22 protein-coding genes and 1 other annotated feature are annotated in these 20,985 nt (G+C 46.3%); of the genes, 1 reads left to right on the forward strand and 21 read right to left on the reverse strand.

The window, feature by feature from the left end:
- Positions 1-225 precede the first annotated feature (225 nt).
- From KIK04_RS04265 to KIK04_RS04295, 7 genes are all read right to left on the reverse strand, one after another.
- A complete protein-coding gene (locus KIK04_RS04265; RefSeq protein ID WP_232277076.1) occupies positions 226-1,902 on the reverse strand; it encodes a LysM peptidoglycan-binding domain-containing protein in 1,677 nt (558 codons plus the stop codon).
- 196 nt (positions 1,903-2,098) lie between these two features.
- Positions 2,099-2,980, reverse strand: a complete 882-nt coding sequence (gene ilvE / locus KIK04_RS04270) for a branched-chain-amino-acid transaminase (RefSeq protein ID WP_232277077.1) — start codon at positions 2,978-2,980, stop codon at positions 2,099-2,101.
- Between the two features lie 16 nt (positions 2,981-2,996).
- The gene (pheA, locus tag KIK04_RS04275) at positions 2,997-3,863 is read right to left on the reverse strand and encodes a prephenate dehydratase (RefSeq protein ID WP_232277078.1); all 867 of its coding nucleotides are present in this window, start codon (positions 3,861-3,863) and stop codon (positions 2,997-2,999) included.
- Positions 3,860-4,840 (reverse strand): homoserine kinase, encoded by a 981-nt coding sequence (gene thrB, locus KIK04_RS04280; protein ID WP_232277079.1) that lies wholly within the window; start codon positions 4,838-4,840, stop codon positions 3,860-3,862. The genes pheA and thrB overlap by 4 nt, the downstream gene beginning before the upstream one ends.
- On the reverse strand, positions 4,840-5,907 hold the full coding sequence (thrC, locus tag KIK04_RS04285) for a threonine synthase (RefSeq protein WP_232277080.1): 1,068 nt from the start codon (positions 5,905-5,907) through the stop codon (positions 4,840-4,842). The genes thrB and thrC overlap by 1 nt, the downstream gene beginning before the upstream one ends.
- Positions 5,908-5,944: 37 nt before the next feature.
- A complete protein-coding gene (locus tag KIK04_RS04290) occupies positions 5,945-7,231 on the reverse strand; it encodes a homoserine dehydrogenase (RefSeq protein WP_232277081.1) in 1,287 nt (428 codons plus the stop codon).
- A gap of 41 nt (positions 7,232-7,272) precedes the next feature.
- The gene (locus KIK04_RS04295) at positions 7,273-7,710 is read right to left on the reverse strand and encodes an ACT domain-containing protein (RefSeq protein WP_232277082.1); all 438 of its coding nucleotides are present in this window, start codon (positions 7,708-7,710) and stop codon (positions 7,273-7,275) included.
- A 240-nt stretch (positions 7,711-7,950) separates the two neighbouring features.
- Between KIK04_RS04295 and KIK04_RS04300 the strand changes: the two genes are divergently transcribed.
- Positions 7,951-8,805, forward strand: coding sequence for an aldo/keto reductase (locus tag KIK04_RS04300; RefSeq protein ID WP_232277083.1), 855 nt, complete (start codon positions 7,951-7,953; stop codon positions 8,803-8,805).
- A 65-nt stretch (positions 8,806-8,870) separates the two neighbouring features.
- On the opposite strand, the gene obgE is transcribed toward KIK04_RS04300, so the two are convergent.
- From obgE to KIK04_RS04370, 14 genes are all read right to left on the reverse strand, one after another.
- Positions 8,871-10,187, reverse strand: coding sequence for a GTPase ObgE (gene obgE, locus KIK04_RS04305; protein WP_232277084.1), 1,317 nt, complete (start codon positions 10,185-10,187; stop codon positions 8,871-8,873).
- Between the two features lie 12 nt (positions 10,188-10,199).
- Positions 10,200-10,967 carry a Spo0B domain-containing protein gene (locus KIK04_RS04310; protein ID WP_232277085.1) on the reverse strand — a complete coding sequence of 256 codons (768 nt, stop codon included), beginning with the start codon at positions 10,965-10,967 and terminating at the stop codon, positions 10,200-10,202.
- Between the two features lie 283 nt (positions 10,968-11,250).
- Positions 11,251-11,562, reverse strand: coding sequence for a 50S ribosomal protein L27 (rpmA, locus tag KIK04_RS04315; protein ID WP_232277086.1), 312 nt, complete (start codon positions 11,560-11,562; stop codon positions 11,251-11,253).
- A 20-nt stretch (positions 11,563-11,582) separates the two neighbouring features.
- Positions 11,583-11,909 (reverse strand): ribosomal-processing cysteine protease Prp, encoded by a 327-nt coding sequence (locus KIK04_RS04320; RefSeq protein WP_232278590.1) that lies wholly within the window; start codon positions 11,907-11,909, stop codon positions 11,583-11,585.
- A 12-nt stretch (positions 11,910-11,921) separates the two neighbouring features.
- Positions 11,922-12,233, reverse strand: a complete 312-nt coding sequence (gene rplU / locus KIK04_RS04325) for a 50S ribosomal protein L21 (protein ID WP_232277087.1) — start codon at positions 12,231-12,233, stop codon at positions 11,922-11,924.
- 13 nt (positions 12,234-12,246) lie between these two features.
- Positions 12,247-12,328, reverse strand: a sequence feature (ribosomal protein L21 leader region).
- A 66-nt stretch (positions 12,329-12,394) separates the two neighbouring features.
- Positions 12,395-13,651 carry an Rne/Rng family ribonuclease gene (locus tag KIK04_RS04330; protein WP_232277088.1) on the reverse strand — a complete coding sequence of 419 codons (1,257 nt, stop codon included), beginning with the start codon at positions 13,649-13,651 and terminating at the stop codon, positions 12,395-12,397.
- Between the two features lie 104 nt (positions 13,652-13,755).
- Positions 13,756-14,655: a M50 family metallopeptidase gene (locus tag KIK04_RS04335; RefSeq protein ID WP_232277089.1), complete on the reverse strand. Its 900-nt coding sequence runs from the start codon at positions 14,653-14,655 to the stop codon at positions 13,756-13,758.
- Complete coding sequence (locus KIK04_RS04340) at positions 14,648-15,523, reverse strand: M23 family metallopeptidase (RefSeq protein WP_232277090.1); 876 nt, start codon at positions 15,521-15,523, stop codon at positions 14,648-14,650. The genes KIK04_RS04335 and KIK04_RS04340 overlap by 8 nt, the downstream gene beginning before the upstream one ends.
- Before the next feature lie 170 nt (positions 15,524-15,693).
- Positions 15,694-16,839: an FtsW/RodA/SpoVE family cell cycle protein gene (locus KIK04_RS04345; protein WP_232277091.1), complete on the reverse strand. Its 1,146-nt coding sequence runs from the start codon at positions 16,837-16,839 to the stop codon at positions 15,694-15,696.
- Positions 16,840-16,849: 10 nt separating this feature from the next.
- A complete protein-coding gene (gene minD, locus KIK04_RS04350; RefSeq protein ID WP_232277092.1) occupies positions 16,850-17,641 on the reverse strand; it encodes a septum site-determining protein MinD in 792 nt (263 codons plus the stop codon).
- A 4-nt stretch (positions 17,642-17,645) separates the two neighbouring features.
- Positions 17,646-18,302, reverse strand: coding sequence for a septum site-determining protein MinC (locus tag KIK04_RS04355; RefSeq protein ID WP_232277093.1), 657 nt, complete (start codon positions 18,300-18,302; stop codon positions 17,646-17,648).
- Between the two features lie 119 nt (positions 18,303-18,421).
- Entirely contained in the window at positions 18,422-18,949 is a 528-nt protein-coding gene (gene mreD / locus KIK04_RS04360) for a rod shape-determining protein MreD (RefSeq protein ID WP_232277094.1), read from the reverse strand.
- A 2-nt stretch (positions 18,950-18,951) separates the two neighbouring features.
- Positions 18,952-19,836 (reverse strand): rod shape-determining protein MreC, encoded by an 885-nt coding sequence (gene mreC, locus KIK04_RS04365; RefSeq protein WP_232277095.1) that lies wholly within the window; start codon positions 19,834-19,836, stop codon positions 18,952-18,954.
- Between the two features lie 91 nt (positions 19,837-19,927).
- Positions 19,928-20,962: a rod shape-determining protein gene (locus tag KIK04_RS04370; protein WP_232277096.1), complete on the reverse strand. Its 1,035-nt coding sequence runs from the start codon at positions 20,960-20,962 to the stop codon at positions 19,928-19,930.
- Positions 20,963-20,985: the final 23 nt, after the last annotated feature.

The following is a 20,985-nucleotide window of genomic DNA, read 5'->3' on the forward strand; positions in this document are numbered from 1 at the left end:
AGGAGAAAAGTTCTTTCATAACAAACCTTGAAAGCGAAAGAGTGAACATCCACTTCATTTGCGCCAGCCGCTTATCTCGCGACCGGATTTATAATATAGCATGGCTTGTCCTAATGTGTAAACAGGTAAAATCAACCACCTCGTATCACCGTATTGCATGGTAACAAGGGATCGATTTCACCACTAGCTACGTGTAGCGTCAATCTTATTCGTCTGCTTGTAATTCTAATCGCTTATCCAAGGCATGCTTCTTCTTTTCTTTGATGGTTGGCCTGACTTTTTCTTTTTACTACTTGGTTTTACAGTACGCTTCTCCGTCGCTTGGACTGCATCGCTACTTTTACCACTCAATGTTGCTTTTTGATCTGGTTCCGTATGAATCGCATGCTGTGCATATTGTTCATGTTCTAAGCCAGATGTACTTTCACGCCCAATCCCTTCTTCATTCATACTGCCATATGAAGAGATCACGTCCTCTGATCTCTGCACTTTGCAACCACAGTCGCATGGCGGGGCACCACTTGATTCGAAATGATAACCACCTGCTGCGACAGGCCCATTTTCAAACGCGTATGGAACGTAACCACCTTGATACATCGCTACGTTCTCAGTCGGCACTGTTGGCTGGGCGGAATATGAAGCCGGATATGGATTCGCACCATTCTCTACTCCAGCGTAATAAGGTTGCTCACTACATTGCGGAGGTGCCTCCACATATGTAGGCGCATGAAAGATTGGCGGGTACATATCGTGAGTACAGTGATCATATTGGGAATACACGGCTGGGTACGGATAGCAATGTTGTGGCCAAGCAGCAGATGGATAACCACCATGCATTGCATTTGGTATTGCAGCTGGCATAACAGACCCATACGGTCCGTAAGTTCCCGCTACCGTACCAGGCACACCTGGGGGTGCAAACGATGCTATAGGCGGTATTGATGGATACACAGCCGATGGATATGAAGGGATCGGTGGAAATACAGGATAAGCATAAACGAATTCCGGAGGACATGCAGCGTCCGCTTGCAGCGACGGAACTGGAACATACGGTGCAGTTGCTGGTGGATACGCGGATTCAAAATGAGTTGGATATGGTGCCATAGGAATAGGCGTGGCTGGATATTCATTTGGAGCAACTGGTTTAACCCCTTCTAGCCCCGCTGGAATCCCCCCTTTTGCTGGAGCTACATACGTACTAGGGGCAACCGGGGAATTTGGAGCAACTACGTTTGGAATACTAGGCGTTTTTGACGCACTCGGCACGCTCGGGATACTAGGCGCCTTTGACGCATTTGGCACGTTTGGGATACCGGGTGCCTTTGACGCACTTGGCACACTTGGCACGTTTGGGATACCAGGTGCCTTTGACGCATTTGGCCCGCTTGGCACGTTTGGGATAGCAGGTATGTTCACTCCTATATTCTCTGGCAGTGGTGACGTCACACCCGGAGTTTTTTCAGGTGTAGGTTTAGGCTTGGTTAATTCATTTTTGGACTTCGGAGCTGTCGGCTCCTTTCCACCCGCCTTTCCACCCGCTTCAACTTCTCCTTTACCAGGTTGAGACGAGCTTGCGACTTTAGGTATATTTACGACCTGACCGATCACGAGTACATTTGGATTTTTAATCTGGGGATTCGCTTCTATCATCGTTTGCAAAGGAACCCCCCAAGCTTTTGACAACTTCCAAAGTGTGTCCCTTTCTTTTACAACATGCTTATGAATAACTTCATGCCCCCCCGTTGAATAAGAGGAGGACGGCACTTTTATTTTCGTACCGATATCTAGTTTATTCGGGTCTTTTAACTGTGGGTTCATCGAAATTAACTCATTAAGCGGCACGTTGTACTTTTTCGATAACGCGTACAGCGTCTCACCTTTTTTAATAATATGAATTTTCACGCTCTGCAACCTCCTAACGTTCATCATCCTCATCAGGCGGGACAGTCGCCCGCTTAATCAATTAATACATCCTATGCAGGTTCTAGGCGTTTGACATCCACAAAAGCAAAAAAATCCTCCCGCGATTAATATCAATGGGAGGATTACACACTTTCCTACAATAAACGTGATGTTGTTATGCGAATATGATTATTTGCTACTCGTAAACTTTCACTCCGTCTTGTGTAACGATTTCACGGAATTGTTCCAATAACCGCACTGTGATTGGACCAGCCTGCCCTGTGCCGATTAAACGACCATCAACTTCACGAGCCGCGATAACTTCAGCTGCTGTTCCCGTGAAAAACACTTCATCCGCCACATATACGTCATGCATCGTAAACGGCTCTTCCTTAATCGGATAACCCCGCTCCCGACACAGATCGATAATCGTATTGCGCGTAATCCCTTCTAATGCCCCTAAGTAGCAAGGCGGCGTATAGACAACACCCTTTTTAACAATAAAAATGTTATCTCCTGAGCCTTCTGTCACATATCCTTGAGCATTTAACATGATAGCCTCTTCAGCTTCTGCCAAATTAGCTTGGATTTTGACTAAGATATTGTTCAAATAGTTCAATGATTTAATTTTTGGATTCAGCGCATCTGGAATGTTGCGACGTTGCGAAACGGATACTGAACGAAGTCCGGTACGGTAAGCTTCTGCGGGAAATAGCGATAATTGCTCAACGATAATGATGATGCTCGCTTTTGGACAACGACGCGGATCAAGACCTAGATTTCCCGCTCCACGAGATACGATAAGGCGAATATACCCGTCGCGCAATCCGTTTTTACGAATCGTTTCAACAAGGGCAGTCTCCATTTCCTCGATAGTCAACGGGATATCAAGCATAATCGATTTCGCTGAATCATACAGGCGCTCTAAGTGTTCTTGGCATTTAAAAATGTTTCCACTATATATACGGATACCTTCAAATATTCCGTCTCCATACAAAAAGCCATGATCAAAAACAGAAACAACCGCTTTTTCCTTCGTAACGAACTCGCCATCTAAATAAATCCACTGTGTTGTCATCGTTACACCTCCGAGATCAATACGCTTTTTTCGCTAATTCATCAAATGTGAAGCTTGGGTAAGATCCCAACACACGCACTTGACAGCCAAGTGCTTCAGTTTCACCGATTGCAGCTTGCAACAGAACGGAGTCTAGTGACATTTGAATATCGATATAAAAATAATAGTTCCCTAACTTGCGCTTCGTTGGGCGCGACTCGATACGCGACAAATTGATCCGACGCCATGCGAAAGCGGATAGCACCTGATGCAACGCCCCGGGGTAATCCTCTGGCAGCGTAACAAGTATCGTCGTCTTCGTCTCTGCTGCAACTAAATGCGGGAGAGGCTGCTTGCCCACCAACACAAAGCGAGTAAAGTTGTTGTCATGATCGGTCACATTTGCGGCCAGTACGTCCAGACTGTGCGTTTTAGCTCCTAGCAAGGTGCCAATCGCTACCCAGCCCTGGTTCGGATTGAGCTTTACTTGTCGTACCGCTTCCGCCGTACTACTTATGTGCTCTAGCTCCGCATGTGGCAAATGTTCACGTATAAAATTCGTACATTGCGCCATTGCCACGGGATGGGAGAGTACTTTGGTAACGCGCGCCCAATCTCCACCAATCTCTTCTTTACGTCCAATGACATTTTGAATAGAAGGGTAGACCCATTCTGCTTGAAAAGGCAGGTCCACTTCATGAACTATCCAATCCATGTGCAAGTTAACGGAACCTTCGATCGTATTTTCAATCGGGATGACACTAAATTGCGTCTCCCCGTTCACCGTAGATAAGAACACGTCTGATATTAACTTATGGTGCACATAAGTATAATTATCACCTAGCAAACGAACCGCCGCTTCATGAGACACAGACCCTTCCGGCAATAAACTAATGCGCGTCATATACGCTTAGCTCCTTCCGTATATGCTTGAGCCCGGTCCAGCACAGCTTGGAAATCTGCTGCCGTACCAGAACAAACCGCGCCCTCATTGCTAGGCTCTAATCGAACCACATCCGCATCCACACCGTGTATATGAAGGGTTTTGCTTAAATATTCACGCAGGTACTCATCATCTTCACGCTTATCAATCAAAGCGAGTAATGTCGGCCCTGCACCACTCAAAGCTACCCCTAGCGCCCCATACATAGGCGCTTCTTCTAATATACGTGCCATCCCAGGAATAAGCGGCGCACGATAGGGCTGATGGATGCGATCACGCATAGCATCTGCCAACCGCTCAAACTGCCCTGTGCACAGCGCAGCGACAAGCAAGGATGAGCGACTAATGTTGTACACCGCATCCGCCATACTCACTTCGTTCGGGAGCACGTTTCGCGCTTCTTTCGTCTCCAAGTAGAAACGCGGAATCGCAACAACTACTCCTAGATGCTTATGTGGTGCAAGACGAACGTAGTTCACTTTCATGCCATCCCATGTCGCGACCACTATTCCGCCTAGCAGCGAAGCACCCACATTATCAGGATGTTGTTCAATACGAGTCGACATTTCATATAACCGCTCCACTGAAATCTGGTTGCCAATTAACGCATTGGCTGCCACCATTCCAGCGATAATCGCAGAAGCGCTGCTTCCGAGCCCACGCGTCAACGGAATGTCACTATATACATCAATCTCCAGTGGCTTTGGCTCAATACCTGCCTCTTTAAACACATGTAGCGCCATTTTGTATATCAAGTTCCGCTCATCCGTCGGAATACCAACTAACTGTGTACCGTGTAGTCGAATACTTAATTGCTCAGCAGGCTTCATGCTTACCCAGATATGGAGCTTAAGTGCCATACCGAGCGTATCGAACCCGGGCCCTAAATTTGCAGTGCTCGCAGGAACACGTACAAGCACCCCCTCTTCACGCCACATTATTGCTCACCCTCAAGCTGTCTGATTGCATCCATAACGGCCTCTTCCGTATCTTGTACCACGAGCGGTTCAGTAGCTACCGTTTTGATTGCAATATTAGGGTCTTTTAATCCGTGCCCCGTGAGGACGCAGACGACTTTTTCTCCGCCACGGAAGTAACCTTCTTCGTGTAGCTTCATTACACCAGCCAACGAAGCTGCGGAAGCCGGTTCTGCAAATATGCCTTCACGCGCTGCCAGCAAACGGTACGCACGCAAAATTTGCTCATCCGTCACGAAGTTGATTTGTCCACCTGACTCCTGCGCTGCGGCTACGGCTGTGTCCCAGCTCGCCGGATTACCGATTCGAATCGCTGTCGCGACCGTCTCTGGTTCAAGAATAGGCTCACCTTTGACGATCGCCATTGCGCCTTCAGCCTCAAAGCCTACCATTTTAGGCAGCTTATTCGCTTTCCCCGCCTCAACATATTGCTTAAACCCTTTCCAATAGGCAGAAATATTACCTGCGTTACCTACAGGAATAGCGAGTACATCGGGCGCTTGCCCCAATTGGTCGCATACTTCAAACGCAGCAGTCTTCTGCCCTTCAATACGATAAGGATTGACCGAGTTCACCAGCGTAATCGGGTGCTTAGCTGTAATTTCACGTACAATTTCTAGCGCACGGTCAAAATTCCCCTCGATCGCAATCACTTTCGCTCCATAAATCATGGCTTGCGCCAATTTACCAAGCGCAATATTATTGTTCGGGATAAGCACGATGCAGTTAATACCGCCGCGCGCTGCATAAGCAGCAGCAGCAGCCGACGTATTTCCTGTGGAAGCACACATAATGGTGTGGCTTCCCTCCTCGATCGCCTTCGCTACCGCCATGACCATGCCGCGGTCTTTGAAAGAACCCGTCGGATTCAAGCCTTCATATTTAAAGTATAAGTCCAATCCCAACTCAGCGGACAAATTCTCTGCCCGCACAAGCGGCGTGTTTCCTTCGTGAAGCGTAAGCATTGGCGTATGCTCACTTACTGGCAAGTATGATTTATACGTCTCCAACAATCCCATATACCGCATGTTAACTCCCCTTTTTCTCTATTCAAATAGGTTCGTGCTAACCTTCCACTCTGTATACGCTCTTAATGGATTTGACGACATCAAGTTGCTCGAAATGCGCCAATACCTTTTTCATATTCGCTTGGCTACCTGCATGGGTAACGATAATGATTTCTGCATCCGGGTTCTGAGCATTCGGTTGTTGAACAACAGATTCTAAGCTTACTTCAAACTTGGCGAACACTTGAGTAATTTGCGCCAGCACCCCTGCTTTATCTTCAACATGCAGCAGGATGTAGTTTTTGTATGCGATTTGCTCTTCTGTTTTCAACTTCTTTTCCTTGAAAGGCATTAACGCCGTTTGCCCATTAACACCTAGCTTTATATTTTTAACAACAGCAACCAAGTCAGCCACGACAGAAGTCGCTGTCGGCATTTCGCCTGCTCCAGGGCCATAAAACATCGTTTCACCAACGGCTTCACCGTACACATACACCGCATTGTATACTCCATTAACCGCCGCAAGTGGATGTGACTTACTTACCATTGTCGGTTGAACAACAACGCTAATCTGGTCATCTTGACGCTCTGCGATGCCGAGCAATTTCATTTCATAGCCCAAACGCTTCGCGTACGTAATATCCTCTTTATTCACTTGTGATATCCCGCGCACATCTACATCTTCCAAAGCAATGTTAGCATGGAAGCCGAGTGTCGCCAAAATGGCCATCTTGCGCGCCGCATCCAAACCTTCAACATCAGATGTCGGGTCTGCTTCGGCGTAGCCTAACGCTTGCGCCTCTTTGAGCACCTCGTCATATGCAGCCCCTTCTTGGCTCATCTTCGTTAAAATATAGTTTGTCGTGCCGTTCACGATACCCATAATTTTTTTAATGCGATCGGACGAAAATCCTTCCATTAATGTGCGAATAATCGGAATTCCACCAGCAACACTGGCTTCATAATACACATCGCAGCCCTTTTCACGAGCTTTAGCAAGTATTTCGGGCCCATGTAAAGCCATCAAGTCTTTATTTGCCGTAACAACATGTTTGCCACGTTCCAGCGACTCTAATATATATTGTTTAGTGGGCTCAATGCCACCCATCACTTCAACGACAATATCGATTTCAGGGTCATTCACGATATCCCATGCGTTATCTGTAAGCCGTTCGGGATGTATCGCTATACCACGCGCTTTTTCCAATTCTTTAACAAGCACTTTTTCAATCCGAATTGGAGATCCTACCTGACCGAACAAATCATCTTGATGCCCCTCTACAATACGAACAACACCTGTACCTACTGTACCTAGTCCTAACAACCCTACTTTAATCGGCTTCACGCATGTTCCTCCCCTTCTGTTGACCCTGATCTCTTCGAAAATTACCCTTGTCCGATAACCGTCACACGCTTTACTCCCGGAATTTCACGCAGTGTGTCCATCATTTTTCCGAATGGCTCTGCGATCAACGAGGTTTCAACCGAAATGACAACGTTAGCTACCCCTTGCAATGGAATCGTCTGATTAATCGTAAGCACGTTTCCTTCAAATGCCGCTACAGATCCAAGTACTTTGGACAAAATGCCAGAGCGATGATCCAGATCCATCGATATCGTCACGATTCGTTCCCGTTCCAATTGATTCAGTGGAAAAATCCCGTCTTTATATTTGTAAAAAGCGCTGCGGCTCAATTCCACGCGCTCTGCAGCTTCATGCACTGTCTTTACTTCTCCAGACGCAAGTAGTTGCTTAGCTCGCACTGTCTTAACTACCGCCTCTGGTAAAATATCTTCACGTACTAGATAATATCTCTCCGCCATGAACCGTCCTCCATAAAAAGACTTGTGTACTCGTTTAGAGGACATTATAGCGAAAGCTAGCGTAGTTGGCAATAGGCTTTTCGGCAAAAGTTGAATTTATTATACACGAACGCGAAGAGAAAGGAATGAAAAACTTTCCTGTGATGAGAGGGTATATATGTTTTGAAGGGTTTATTCATTACAGGATTACAGCATTACGGCTGACACTAAGCACCAGCAACGAAAGGAGAACCGCAGCAAATGAACATGCAACAAGTTAACCTTGGACAAACTTCCTTGCACGTATCGGTTATGGGAATGGGGGGCGCCTCCTTGTCCGTACAAGGAAGGCCTTCTGAAGAACAATCACTCCGAACGATTGAGGCAGCATTGGACTGCGGCATCACTTTATTTGACACTGCTGATAGTTACAGCTTAAATGAACATGATCTCGGACATAATGAACAATTGTTTCAAAAAGCATTCGACTCACGTGGCGCAAGCGATCTGCTACTCGTTACAAAAGGAGGACTTATTCGCCCAGATGGTCAATGGGACGTCGATGCGCGACCTCATGCACTGCGAGCCGCATGTGAACAGAGCTTGCTTCGACTAAAGCGAGATAGCCATCCGCTCTATTTATTACATGCTCCCGATCCGGATGTTCCGATTGAAGAATCGGTCGGTGAGTTATCACGGATGCAAGAAGAAGGACTCATACAGCATATCGGCCTTTCTAATGTGAATGAAGAGCAATTAGCTAATGTGTTATCGTTCACTCGTATTGAGTGTGTGCAAAACCGCTTCCATTTATTTGACCGTCGTTCACAAGCTGTACTAGACCTATGCGAGCAGCAGCAAATCTCGTTGTTATGTTACAGCCCGTTAGGTAGCGCTACACAACTTAAACGGTTAATTGACCACCAGTTATTGCAACAGCTGAGCGAAAAGCATGAAGCCACGCCGCCGCAAATCGCACTTGCTTGGCTAACCGCATACTCATCGGTCATCATTCCGATAATCGGCACTTCTCGACCGGAGACGATTCGAAATAGCGCCGATGCTGTACATGTACGATTGGACGCAGCCGATATAGCACAGTTAAACGAAATATAAAAAAGAACCACGCGTGAATCGAGGCTTGGTCAAGCCCCGTCATCATGCGTGGTTCTTTGTTCATTTTAATAGTAGCTACTGCCTTCTACGAATTCGAATTCGAAATCGGCGATGCGTACAATCGTGCCGTCTTTGGCTCCACGTTTACGCAATTCTTCATCCACGCCCATATGGCGCAATGTATTTGCAAAACGCAAAATAGCATCATGCGTATGCATTTGCATTCGCTTCATCATATTCTCGATCGCTTCGCTCTCGACTACGAACATTTCGTTCTCACGGCGAATCGTAAATTGAGGACCTTCTGACTTTTTATTCAAGCGATAAATTTTGCGCTCTTCCACTTCCGCAACATCTTCAACTTCAAGCTCCTGCGGCAATGACTCCAAAATCTCCATCGCTTTGTACATCAGTTCATTAATGCCTTGTCTCGTTAACGATGAGATTGGAACAACTTCAATTTCTTGACCTGTCGCTTCTTTAATCTGCTGTTTAAACGCAGCCAGATTCTCTTCTGCTTCAGGCATATCCATCTTGTTAGCCGCAATAATCTGCGGACGCTCCGTTAGCTTCTCATTGTATAGCTTCAACTCGTCATTAATCTTAGTCCAATCCTCAAACGGATCGCGACCTTCCATACCGGACATATCAACAACGTGAATGATGATGCGCGTACGCTCAACGTGGCGCAGGAACTCATGGCCTAAGCCAATCCCTGTATGTGCGCCTTCGATCAAACCTGGCAAGTCAGCCATCACGAAGGTGCGGTCATCTCCGAGTGAGACAACTCCTAAGTTAGGTGTAATCGTCGTAAAATGATACGCGCCGATTTTCGGCTGAGCCGATGACACGACAGACAGCAATGTTGATTTACCCACACTTGGAAAACCAACCAAACCAACATCCGCCATCACTTTCAATTCCAAGACGATATAACGCTCTTGCCCTTCTCCACCATGCTCGGCCAATTCTGGCGCTGGGTTCGCAGGTGTCGCAAAACGCGTATTACCGCGACCTCCACGACCACCTTTAGCAACAACAACTTGTTGCCCGTGACGAGTCAAGTCAGCAATAACTTCATTCGTATCATCGTCAACGACTACCGTTCCAGGCGGAACGCGTACGATCATATGATCCGCATTCGCACCATGCTGGCTCTTGTTACGTCCTTTTACACCACGTGGCGCTTTAAAATGTCGTTGGTAACGAAAATCGACTAGCGTTCGCAATCCTTCGTCAACTCGGAAGATAACATGACCACCATTACCTCCGTCACCACCAGCAGGACCACCGTTTGGCACGTACTTCTCACGACGGAATGCGACTAGACCATCGCCACCGTCGCCACCTTTAACATATATCTTCGCTTTATCTATGAACATGTTGTCACCTCTTTATGCACTACACGGCACGACTAATTGATAAGCCTCTTTCACATCACAAGTTTCATCCTGCTTCACAGACAACTGCTCCAGCCGCACGTTGCGTTCTGATGCAATACGTTTCAATTGCTCGGCCACCTCGCCCGGCCGAAGCAGTTTCCCTTCATACTGATAGCGAATAACGAGCCCTTCTGGCTCACGAGCAAACGCCAAATGCAATGGATTCGAGTGCTCGATCTCTACTTTGGGCGCAAAGCGGAACGTCTGAACGGCTTGAATTACAACATCTGTCAGCTGGTGTTCGTTAACAGCCAGTGCAAGTCGGTTAAGCTCAAGTGAGTCTGGTATTGAAACTTGCAGCGGCATCGTTCCCCCTGACGTTCGATGATGCATAATAAACATGACCAGTTCAGGTACGCCTAGTTTTGAAATGCGGCTTTCTTCAGTCATTCGTGCTTTTATTGTTTCCACGCACACCGGCAATTTATCGTACTTTTTCAAGCGGACATAGCCGTACAACAATTGTAAATCATTCATCCAGTCATGTCGTTGATGATGCATTAAATCGAGAGCAGAACTATGTGCTGCTCGAATCAAGCGTCGCTCTTGAGCTATTCGCTCACGTATATACAGGTTGGCCCCAAACGATAAGCTAGCTATAAGGATGATAACTGTCACAATCCGCCAAAGAAGCGGCACATTCAAGACGATGAGCAACATAGCACAACTTGTCGCTACAATCGCGCTTATTCCTTGCATGATGCGCATCTTATTCATCATTACGCCCCTCGCTTATATTTTCCAAATATGTACAAACTCCCATCCTTTAGTATAACACGGCTTTACGGGCACGTCCAAACTTAGCGGAATTTGTTTAATTGAAAAATGGAAGACTTCATATCATGTACATTAACTTAGCTGTTATGCATCTGCAATTTCAATCATGGAGTGAATGGATAAGCAGAAACGGCTATGCTGTTCATTCGTTGTCTATGACAGCACCAACCGTTTCTATGATAAGAAAAAACCCCCGGCCAAAGCCGAGGGTTTGTGTAACGTCGTCTTACTTCTCCATTGCTGCTGCAACTGGTGCAACTACAACTGGGTAGACGCTCACTTTTTTGCGATCGCGACCCCAACGTTCGAACTTCACGACGCCTTCCACTTTTGCGAACAATGTGTCATCTGTACCGATGCCAACATTGTTGCCTGGGTGAATTTTCGTACCGCGTTGACGCACCAAGATGCTACCTGCGGAAACCACTTGACCGTCAGCACGCTTAACGCCAAGACGTTTAGATCTGCTGTCACGACCGTTCTTTGTGGAACCTACACCTTTTTTGGATGCGAACAACTGAAGGTTTAACTTCAACATATGGTCAACCTCCTCGCTCATTATTGGTCTTCTATCTGAAGATACTTTCCGTATGAATCTTCAATGGTTTGTAAACTAACGATCATCGATTCCAGCAGCAGTTGAACTTGCGCTTCGATTACAGGTGGATATTCCGAGGTCACTTGTCCACTCAGAAAACCGTCCTTCATCTTGCACTTCAGCTGCACACCTGCAAGCTTCTCGATAGCGTTGACCGCGCCCACCGTCACTGCCGAGACACCGGCACATACCGTATCTTGACCGTGGGGAGCAAAATTCGCATGCCCCTTAACCGAGAAACTCTCAATCAAGCGGTTCGACTTACGCCGAATCGTAACGCGAATCATACGGCACACCTCTTACGCTTGGATTTTTTCAATCGTCACTTTCGTGTACGGTTGACGATGACCTTGCTTACGACGGTAGTTCTTTTTCGCTTTGTATTTGTAAACAGTGATTTTCGCACCTTTACCTTGTTTCTCGACTTTCGCTGTTACTGTAGCACCAGATACTACTGGAGCTCCTGTAACCAAACCACCGTCTTTAGAAACAGCCAATACGCGATCGAACGTTACGCTTTCGCCGTCAACAGCGTCCAATTTCTCAATGAACAATACATCGCCCTCTTGGACTTTGTACTGCTTGCCGCCTGTCTCAATAATTGCGTACATTGTGTTGCACCTCCTCATGTCTCAGACTCGCCTATACAGGTGGCGACGCAATTGCATCACACTTGAATACCTGTTCCGAGCGGTTACAGCATGTGCATCCACTAACTTAAACACATACCAGTAAATCTTATCATACCATTTTCAATAAATCAACGAATAAATTACGTTCCTTTATGAACGGCTGCGGTCTGCACCAGTCCAGTTCCTTCACAACTCGTGCAAGGTTCGAACAGTTGGTTCATAACTTGTTCACGCACTTTTTTGCGCGTAAGTTCAAGCAGCCCAAGCTTTGTCCAGCCGACGACCATACACTTGGTCCGGTCTTTTTTCATTACCGTCTCTAAACGTTCAACGATTCGTTGCCGATTCTCATCTGAATCCATATCGATAAAATCGACAATGATGATTCCTCCGATATCCCGTAGGCGGATAAGACGCGCAATTTCTTCCGCCGCTTCCATATTCGTAACGTAAACCGTTTCTTCCAAATGGCTATTGCCCGTGTATTTCCCCGTATTCACGTCTACTACCGTCAATGCTTCCGTTTGGTCCCAAACTAGATATCCGCCGCTTTGCAGCCACGTTTTGCGTTGGAACGCCTTGTCTAACTGCTCATCAATTCGATAACGTCTAAACAACGGTTCAGTTTTGTCCTTATATACGGATATGCGATTAGCCAATCCTAAGTCAAATGATTGAACGAGCGTTGTGATTTGCTTCGCTTGACGTACATCATCAATGAGCAATTGTTCAATATCGTGTGAAAACGCATCACGTACTAACCGCTCAACCATGTTGATATCTCGATGAAGTAATGCTGGCGCTGCCGTCTGCTGCGCACGGGCTGCTATGTACTGCCAACGTTCACGCAACGATTGAGCGTCTGCCTCCAGCAAATCTATCGGCTCGTTTGCAGCGACAGTCCGAATAATAAAGCCTTCTTCGTTCTGTCGTATACTTTCGGCAAGTTGCTTCAAGCGGTTTCGCTCTGCTTCGCGGTCAATTTTTTTAGAAACACCGATATAATCGGCATATGGCATGTACACCGAAAATCTGCCGGGCAAGGAATAATGTGTTGTGACACGTGCACCCTTGTTGCCAAGCGGCTCCTTGATCACTTGAACAATCAGTTCCTGGCCGACATGAAGCAGGCTTGAAATCGGAGGTTGTTCTTTAGGTTGTTTCTCCAAATGCGGATGCAAGCAATCATCGACGTACAGAAATGCATTTTTCTTCTGACCAATATCTACAAAAGCGGCCTGCATTCCCGGAAGCACATTTACAACGCGACCTTTGTAAAAGCTGCCAACGAGCGCCCAGCCCGTCGCGCGTTCGACCGCATATTCAATAAGTCGACCGTGTTCCAATAGCGCCATTTGCGTCACTTGTTCCTCACAGTGAACAATTATTTGATTCATGGCATCACCCTCTACTACAGCGCGTCAAATTCTATTGTAACACGAAGCAGTCAGTGGTGAACATGCCGCATTATGGAACGGTAAAAAATATTATTTATCGCCTGTCATGTTATCGATTTCGGTACGTTTTTTCCTTGTACAGCGTCTGTGTGCAACAAGGGTGGGTCGGCAAAATAGGCATCAATCAACTGCTGCTCAGGGACGATGCGTTGTATGCGTCCATTGCTGTTCATGACGTATACAATGTGATAAGCATCTTTTTGCAGCAGACGAACGATGTCGGAAAGTGGACGCCCCATCTGGGCAATGATTGGTCGCCCTACAGAGACTTGGCGTTCCCAACGACGCAGCCTAAGCGGACGATGCATAAGAAATCGCACAAATCGGTAAGGAGTGTTACGCCATTCTGTCCAGTTTGTCCAAAGTAAAAATAGAGCCAGCACTAATATGTTCAGATGAATACCCCCACCGTGTACAAGCGACGACAAAGCGAAAAGTCCCATGACTACGCTCATGATGATGCTGATCCATGCACCGTATACGAGTGTACGATGGTAGCTCATCCATAACGAACAAAGCGCCTGCACGATGCGGCCACCATCCAATGGTAATATAGGAAGTAAATTAAACAGGGCAATAAAAGCGTTGGCTTCAATAAAGTGAGCCGTCCATTCCGTGCTCCACCAGCCCATTTGCTCACAGCCTAAGGCAATGACAATGAGAATCGCATTTTGCAGCGGCCCTGCTGCAGCCACTACACATTCTTGCCATGCCGGAGCTAATGCGCCGTCGTTCGATTCAGCCACCCCTCCAAACGGTAGTAACTTCACTTCCTCTATAGACCACCCCAATAATCGTGCAGCAACGACATGCCCCATTTCATGAATAAACACGATGGAAAACAGGACAAGTAGTTCTAAAATATGTCCTGTTATAGCAGACACACCAAGAATAAGTACAAACAAAGGATGCAATGAAAACGTCGTCCCACCCCACCTAATCAAAATGCATCACATCGGTAGGGTCAACGTAGCGACCATCTTTTTGTACAGCAAAAAACAGTCGTGATGACTCTGGGTTTTTACCACCTTTCATTTTTCCCAGCTTTGTGCCAGCTTCAATCCAATCGTTCACCTGAACAACGCTTTGCTCAAGTTGACCATATTCCGTAATCCAGCCGCCCTCATGCTGGACAGTGATGTTTACTGTTCGGTTTCTAGGGTCTTCTTTCGTAGCAATAATCCGTCCCGTCCCCGCGCTTACAACTTCTGCACCAGAGGAGGATGGTTGAATATGTATCCCTTTTAAACTTAATGCAAAAGGCTGAACGATTGTCCCCGCAATGGGCGCTTGCCATAATTGTTTCCTTGCTGATGCTGACTGCGTTTCCTTATTTGTGTTAGAGAACAGAGGGATAAAAGAGGGTGTACCTGCAAATGCTGACTCGTACCAAGCTGCAACTGCTTCGGTATTCATTTCTTGTGTAAACGCTTGAGCAATCCATCCTCGCATCGGAGCGTTCCAATCTGCTGGAAATCGTAGGATGACAACTGCGACAATCGTAATCATGACAGCGGCAACAATACGCAGCCGTAGGGGCCCCCACATGTTCCAGCCGCCTTCTTGTTCATGATGGTGCTTTCCGTATCCTTCATACCAATGCATGTTGGCTGCTTTTTCTCTCCACTGCATTTCCGGGTCTCGTTCTAAGTCTGTATCTTCTTTATCTGTTAAGTGTGAAGTCCTGACAGCATCATGGGGAACAAGCATAGGATAAGATCCCACTTCTACGGTCTCTCCTGCTGATACTGATTCGCTGCACGTAAGCTGACGTATTCGCTCTTGCCGTCGTCTCCGAATGTCTTCTTTCATACTCCATCCCTGCCCTTATGAATAGAATGGCTTCTATTTCAAATGTATGACAAGCTCGTCCGGGATATGAGCATCGCAAAAAGGCTTTGCAGACCCTTTTCATAACGAGAAGGTTCGACAAAGCCTTGTGAACGTTGTGATTCTGTTATCACGGGATGATGTCGCAAGTGTTACGTGTCTAGCTGATACTTTTCCTGATGAATACGAATACTCATAACGAGCCCGATACACATCATATTCAGTAGCAACGACGTTCCACCGTAACTAATAAATGGAAGTGTAATCCCTGTGATCGGCATAATTCCGATCATCATGCCGATATTTTGGAATACTTGGAACACAAGCATCGACACGATACCTACAATGACATATGCGCCCCGCAAATCAAAACATTGGAATGAAATTAGAATCATGCGATAAATAAGCAAAAAGTAGATGAGTAGTAGCAATGCAGCCCCTTGAAAACCAAATTCCTCTCCGATGACGACAAAAATGGCATCCGAATACATCAGCGGAATGTAGCTGCGCTTCTTTAATTCACCGTCCATATAGCCGTCTCCGGACAAACCACCAGAACCAATAGCGATAAGCGCATATTTGGATTGGTGAGCCTGGTCTTTTGTTGCAGCTTCTGGATTCACAAACGTGTTTATACGTTCGTACCAGTGATTTTTGCCAAGGTCTACGGCTAAAAATTGTTTAGTCTGAGCATTAAAGGTGGAAAACGCCAAAATAACGAGCGCAAGCATGGCCGCGACGATGACACCACCAATAAACACATGACGATATTTAATACCGCCAATCCACAACATACCCACTACAATAATAAGGAAAATAAGTGCATTACCTAAATCCGGCTGAATAACGACTAAACCGAATGGGAGCAAGGTTACAAGAGCTAGCGGCACTAAATCTTTGGAAAACGTTAATGGATCACCGTCGCGCCGCCCAAGTAATTGTGCTAGCGCAAATATAAGTGTGATTTTTGCTAATTCCGCAGGCTGAAAAGATAGGCTCCCCATCTTAAACCAACCTTTAGCACCATTAATTTCTTGACCTATAATCAGAACCGCGATAAGTAACAATACGGTTATGCCTAAGGTGATAGGCCAACTCTTCAATAACCAACGATAATCAAACAGCGCTATTGCAAACAAGAGCAAAAATCCAGCAGCGTAAAAGTACACAGTCTTCATCGCTGTACCTTCAAATGAGCCTCCCACTGTAGCACTGTGAATAATTAACGGGCTAATAACCATAAATGCGAGCATAATTCCGACAATGACCCAGTCAATCTTTTTCAACTTGTTCAGCACGGCTTAATCATCACACCCCAAAAAACTTTTTCATCCGGCTGAACACGCCTTTTTTCTGATCGAGCAGCATGAGCGGAACCGTATCGCCTAGAATACGGCGTGCAATGTTGCGGTACGCCATCGCTGCGGGCGATTCCGGATTCATCACCGTAGGCTCGCCTGCATTCGCTGCTTTGATCACAAGCTCATCATCCGGAACGATACCGATCAAATCAATATTAAGCACTTGCAAAATATCTTCGATATCTAGCATATCACCCGTCTTCACCATATTAGGGCGAATTCGGTTCACAATTAGCTTCGGCGATCCAATGTTAGCGTTCTCCAGCAAGCCAATAATGCGGTCAGCGTCACGTACAGCCGCATTTTCAGGCGTCGTTACGACGATCGCTTGGTCCGCTCCGGCAATCGCATTTTTGAAGCCCTGCTCAATCCCTGCTGGGCAATCGATAATGATATATTCAAACTCTGCTTTTAATTCTGTCACAATTTGTTTCACTTGTTCAGGCGATACTGCGTGCTTATCTTTCGTTTGTGCCGCTGGTAACATGTACAATTCGTCAAAGCGCTTGTCTTTTACGAGCGCTTGATTCAATCGGCAACGGCCATCGACTACATCGCAGATGTCGTAAATAATCCGATTTTCTAATCCCATAACGACATCCAAGTTGCGTAAGCCGATATCCGTATCGATCATACACACTTTTTTGCCGAGCAAAGCAAGCGCTGTACCTAAATTGGCCGACGTCGTCGTCTTGCCGACACCGCCTTTACCTGAAGTGACGACGATTGCCTCTCCCATGCCTCTACACCCCTTTGAACAAATTGATGTCCTTTCGAATGCGGTGAAGTTGTGATACTTTATCTATCTGCATGCTTCCCTCATGCACGTAAGCAAACTCCATATGAGCTTGGGTAACTCCCCATTCATCAGGCGGACGGCTAATGACTTCTCCAATCCGCAGCTGAGTTGGCGCAAACAAAGATGCACCAATAATTGCCGATGTCTGACCATCAACACCAGCGTATGCCGTTCCTCTTAAAGCTCCAAATACGAAAATGTCACCCGTGCTGACGATGACGCCACCTGGATTAACATCTCCGATAAACAGCAAATTGCCTTCATGTTTCAACACTTGTCCAGAACGTACGATTCCGGTCAACGTTTGCACCACATATTTAGCCGCTTCGGGCTTTGCATCCGCATTAGATTCCAGTGATCGAATGAGCATATTGCCTCGTTGTTTAAGTATATCAAGCACTTCAGACTTCTGCTCATCCGTAATGGATCGGTCTCCAAGCTTGACATCAACGTTTACGATAGGCCCATTAAAAAAATGCGGTGCATGCTCAAGCTTGTCGCGCAGCTCCCGCAATACATCAGCAAACTCACCATGATCGTCAAGCAGAAACACGAGGCCATCTTTTATCCCTTTAATCGTCACTAGTGGCTTGGCCGTCATGATCAGTCCCTCCCAACGTAATCTTTTTCGCGACGGAAGAGAAAAGTTCCTGCATAATCAAGCATTTGTTCACGAAAAAATGGCATAAGCCGCCCGGAATGAAAATTCCTAGACGGCTCTTATGCTTCTACTTCCTCTGCGGTCTTGTTAACTGGTTCTCGATCAAACCATTTACGCATAGAGACATACACAGCCATTGCAAATAAGAGCTGTATAAACAAGCTTGGCACCATATATTCGATCAATGCAAATTTAAACGGCATCTGATGCACGCCAAATAAAGCGTAGACACCGAACAAAATAATTTGGTGCGAGAAGCTTCCTATTACTGCCAAGACCATCATCGTGACCATCGTCGCTTTTCTTGAGCCTATCAACAAACCAGTCAAATATCCAAGCAAGCCCATACTAAAAGCATGGGGACCTATCATATGGCCATAGTAGACGATGTCTTGGAGCAAACCGAAGCCTAACCCCATTAATAGCCCGGTGTGTCTATGCTTATAGACGCTATAGTACAGCACGATAATAAATACAAACTGTGGCACAATACGTCCTTGCCATATGTCAGGAATAATAAACGGCAGCAACGTACCTTCCAACATAAACAAGATAAACATGAAGCCAATCATCCAGTTTTGGTTCATCGTTACTCCCCATTTCCGGATTGTTGGGAGCCTGGAGTTACAACGACAAACAATTCACGCCAGTCCTTGTATGTAACTGCCGGACGGATACTCGCTGTATCTGACATCCCGAAGTCACCTACACCACGGGATTCAACCGTTCCAAGAATGAGCCCTTGCGGAAATACGCCTCCATATCCAGAAGATACAATCGTATCGCCTTTCTCAAGAGGATCGCTTTCAGTAATACGAGTCATATTAAATGTACCCGTGCTATGGTCGTAAGATTCGATAACACCAAACGAATCTTCTTTACCTAGAACAGTCGCTGAAATACCGCGAGATTTGGGATTTATATTTGTTAATAATTGAACAGTGGAAGAAAACTCATAAACTCGACTAATCGTACCCACAACTCCATCAACGGAAATGACAGGCATTCCTTCACGGACACCATTTTTGTTTCCTAGGTTGATGTTTAATGTCTGATTAAACGGATCAGCCACGTTGATTGAAGTTACTTCGGCAATCCGATATTCATAAGGCAAGTTCTTCTTCTTCTGCTCTTCCGTAAATTTAAGACTTTCCTTTAAACGCTTGTTCTCAGCTGCAATCCCGTTGTAGTACGCCTTTTCCCGCGTAAATTGTGCAAACGCGGTCTTTAGACGCTCATTTTCGGCATACACTTCGTTTAAGTTAGATACATCTTCAACAAAGCCCGATACAAACGCCGCCGGCTTGTAGAACAATTGCTGTACAAAAGTCACCGTATCATGAACAAACTTCTCCGCCCATGAAACGTTAGACCGCTTTTCATTCGTAAATGCCATTAGAACTATGAATAAAATAATTCCTACTAATAAAATAAATAAGCGCTTGTTCCCCAACAGCTTAAACAGTGTCAACACCTTCTCATCGCACAGCGGTTTCGTTCCCGTTTAAGGCATTCGCGCCAGCGGAACGAACCGACGCGAATGCTTTTAGCATGTAAATGCTGGCTTAACGTTTAGAACGGAACGCCGAGCTGCTGCGATTCTTGAACAAATGAATGTTATCAAGTGCGCGGCCTGTACCGATTGCAACGCAATCAAGTGGGTTCTCAGCTACAATAACAGGCATACCTGTCTCACGAGCAAGCAGCTTGTCCAAGTTGCGCAGCAATGCTCCGCCACCTGTTAGCACGATACCACGGTCCATAATGTCAGCAGCCAGTTCAGGTGGACATTTCTCCAACGTTACTTTCACTGCTTCCACGATCGAATTAACTGTATCCATGAGTGCATCTGAAATTTCACCAGAAGAAATGCTCAACGTCTTCGGCAAGCCAGTCAACAAATCACGGCCACGAATTTCTACCGTTTCCTGCTCGTCAAGCTGCATCGCCGAACCAATTTCCATCTTCAACTGTTCAGCTGTACGCTCACCAATCATCAAGTTATATTGACGTTTAATATACTGAATAATGGCCTCGTCCATTTCGTCGCCAGCTACACGCACCGAACGACTTGTTACGATTCCGCCAAGGGAAATAACAGCTACTTCCGTCGTACCGCCACCGATATCAACGACCATGCTTCCAGTCGGTTCCCATACTGGCAAATCGGCACCAATAGCTGCTGCAAAAGGTTCTTCAATCGTGTAAGCTTCACGTGCTCCAGCTTGCTTCGTCGCATCTTCTACTGCGCGCTGCTCAACAGCTGTAATACCTGAAGGTACACAAACCATTACATTCGGATGACGCGGAAAGAGCGAACGCTGTTTCTGCGCTTGACGAATAAAGTACTTAATCATCGTTGCCGTTGTATCAAAATCAGCGATGACGCCATCTTTCATTGGACGAATGGCACGAATGTTACCTGGAGTACGTCCAATCATTTTCTTAGCAGATTCACCTACAGCCTCAATCGTCTTCGTATCTGTACGAATCGCAACAACAGAAGGCTCGCGTACAACGATGCCTTTGCCGCGTACATAAACTAGTGTATTAGCAGTACCCAAATCAATTCCCAAATCCTTAGTAAAGCCACCTAACATGATGTCAATCTCCTTTATATAAC

This window comes from Paenibacillus sp. 481 (genome assembly GCF_021223605.1).
Classification (GTDB): Bacteria; Bacillota; Bacilli; order Paenibacillales; family Paenibacillaceae; genus Paenibacillus_B.

Coding starts and splice junctions, on each gene's coding strand:
- mreD (WP_232277094.1), bottom strand. CDS start 18,949: ATGAACCAAAACTGGATGATTGGCTTCATGTTTATCTTGTTTATGTTG.
- KIK04_RS04300 (WP_232277083.1), top strand. CDS start 7,951: ATGAACATGCAACAAGTTAACCTTGGACAAACTTCCTTGCACGTATCG.
- minD (WP_232277092.1), bottom strand. CDS start 17,641: ATGGGAGAGGCAATCGTCGTCACTTCAGGTAAAGGCGGTGTCGGCAAG.
- ilvE (WP_232277077.1), bottom strand. CDS start 2,980: ATGACAACACAGTGGATTTATTTAGATGGCGAGTTCGTTACGAAGGAA.
- rplU (WP_232277087.1), bottom strand. CDS start 12,233: ATGTACGCAATTATTGAGACAGGCGGCAAGCAGTACAAAGTCCAAGAG.
- KIK04_RS04295 (WP_232277082.1), bottom strand. CDS start 7,710: ATGGCGGAGAGATATTATCTAGTACGTGAAGATATTTTACCAGAGGCG.
- thrB (WP_232277079.1), bottom strand. CDS start 4,840: ATGTGGCGTGAAGAGGGGGTGCTTGTACGTGTTCCTGCGAGCACTGCA.
- KIK04_RS04310 (WP_232277085.1), bottom strand. CDS start 10,967: ATGATGAATAAGATGCGCATCATGCAAGGAATAAGCGCGATTGTAGCG.
- KIK04_RS04330 (WP_232277088.1), bottom strand. CDS start 13,651: ATGAATCAAATAATTGTTCACTGTGAGGAACAAGTGACGCAAATGGCG.
- rpmA (WP_232277086.1), bottom strand. CDS start 11,562: ATGTTGAAGTTAAACCTTCAGTTGTTCGCATCCAAAAAAGGTGTAGGT.
- KIK04_RS04355 (WP_232277093.1), bottom strand. CDS start 18,302: ATGACGGCCAAGCCACTAGTGACGATTAAAGGGATAAAAGATGGCCTC.
- thrC (WP_232277080.1), bottom strand. CDS start 5,907: ATGCGGTATATGGGATTGTTGGAGACGTATAAATCATACTTGCCAGTA.
- KIK04_RS04320 (WP_232278590.1), bottom strand. CDS start 11,909: ATGATTCGCGTTACGATTCGGCGTAAGTCGAACCGCTTGATTGAGAGT.
- obgE (WP_232277084.1), bottom strand. CDS start 10,187: ATGTTCATAGATAAAGCGAAGATATATGTTAAAGGTGGCGACGGTGGC.
- KIK04_RS04370 (WP_232277096.1), bottom strand. CDS start 20,962: ATGTTAGGTGGCTTTACTAAGGATTTGGGAATTGATTTGGGTACTGCT.
- pheA (WP_232277078.1), bottom strand. CDS start 3,863: ATGACGCGCATTAGTTTATTGCCGGAAGGGTCTGTGTCTCATGAAGCG.
- KIK04_RS04340 (WP_232277090.1), bottom strand. CDS start 15,523: ATGAAAGAAGACATTCGGAGACGACGGCAAGAGCGAATACGTCAGCTT.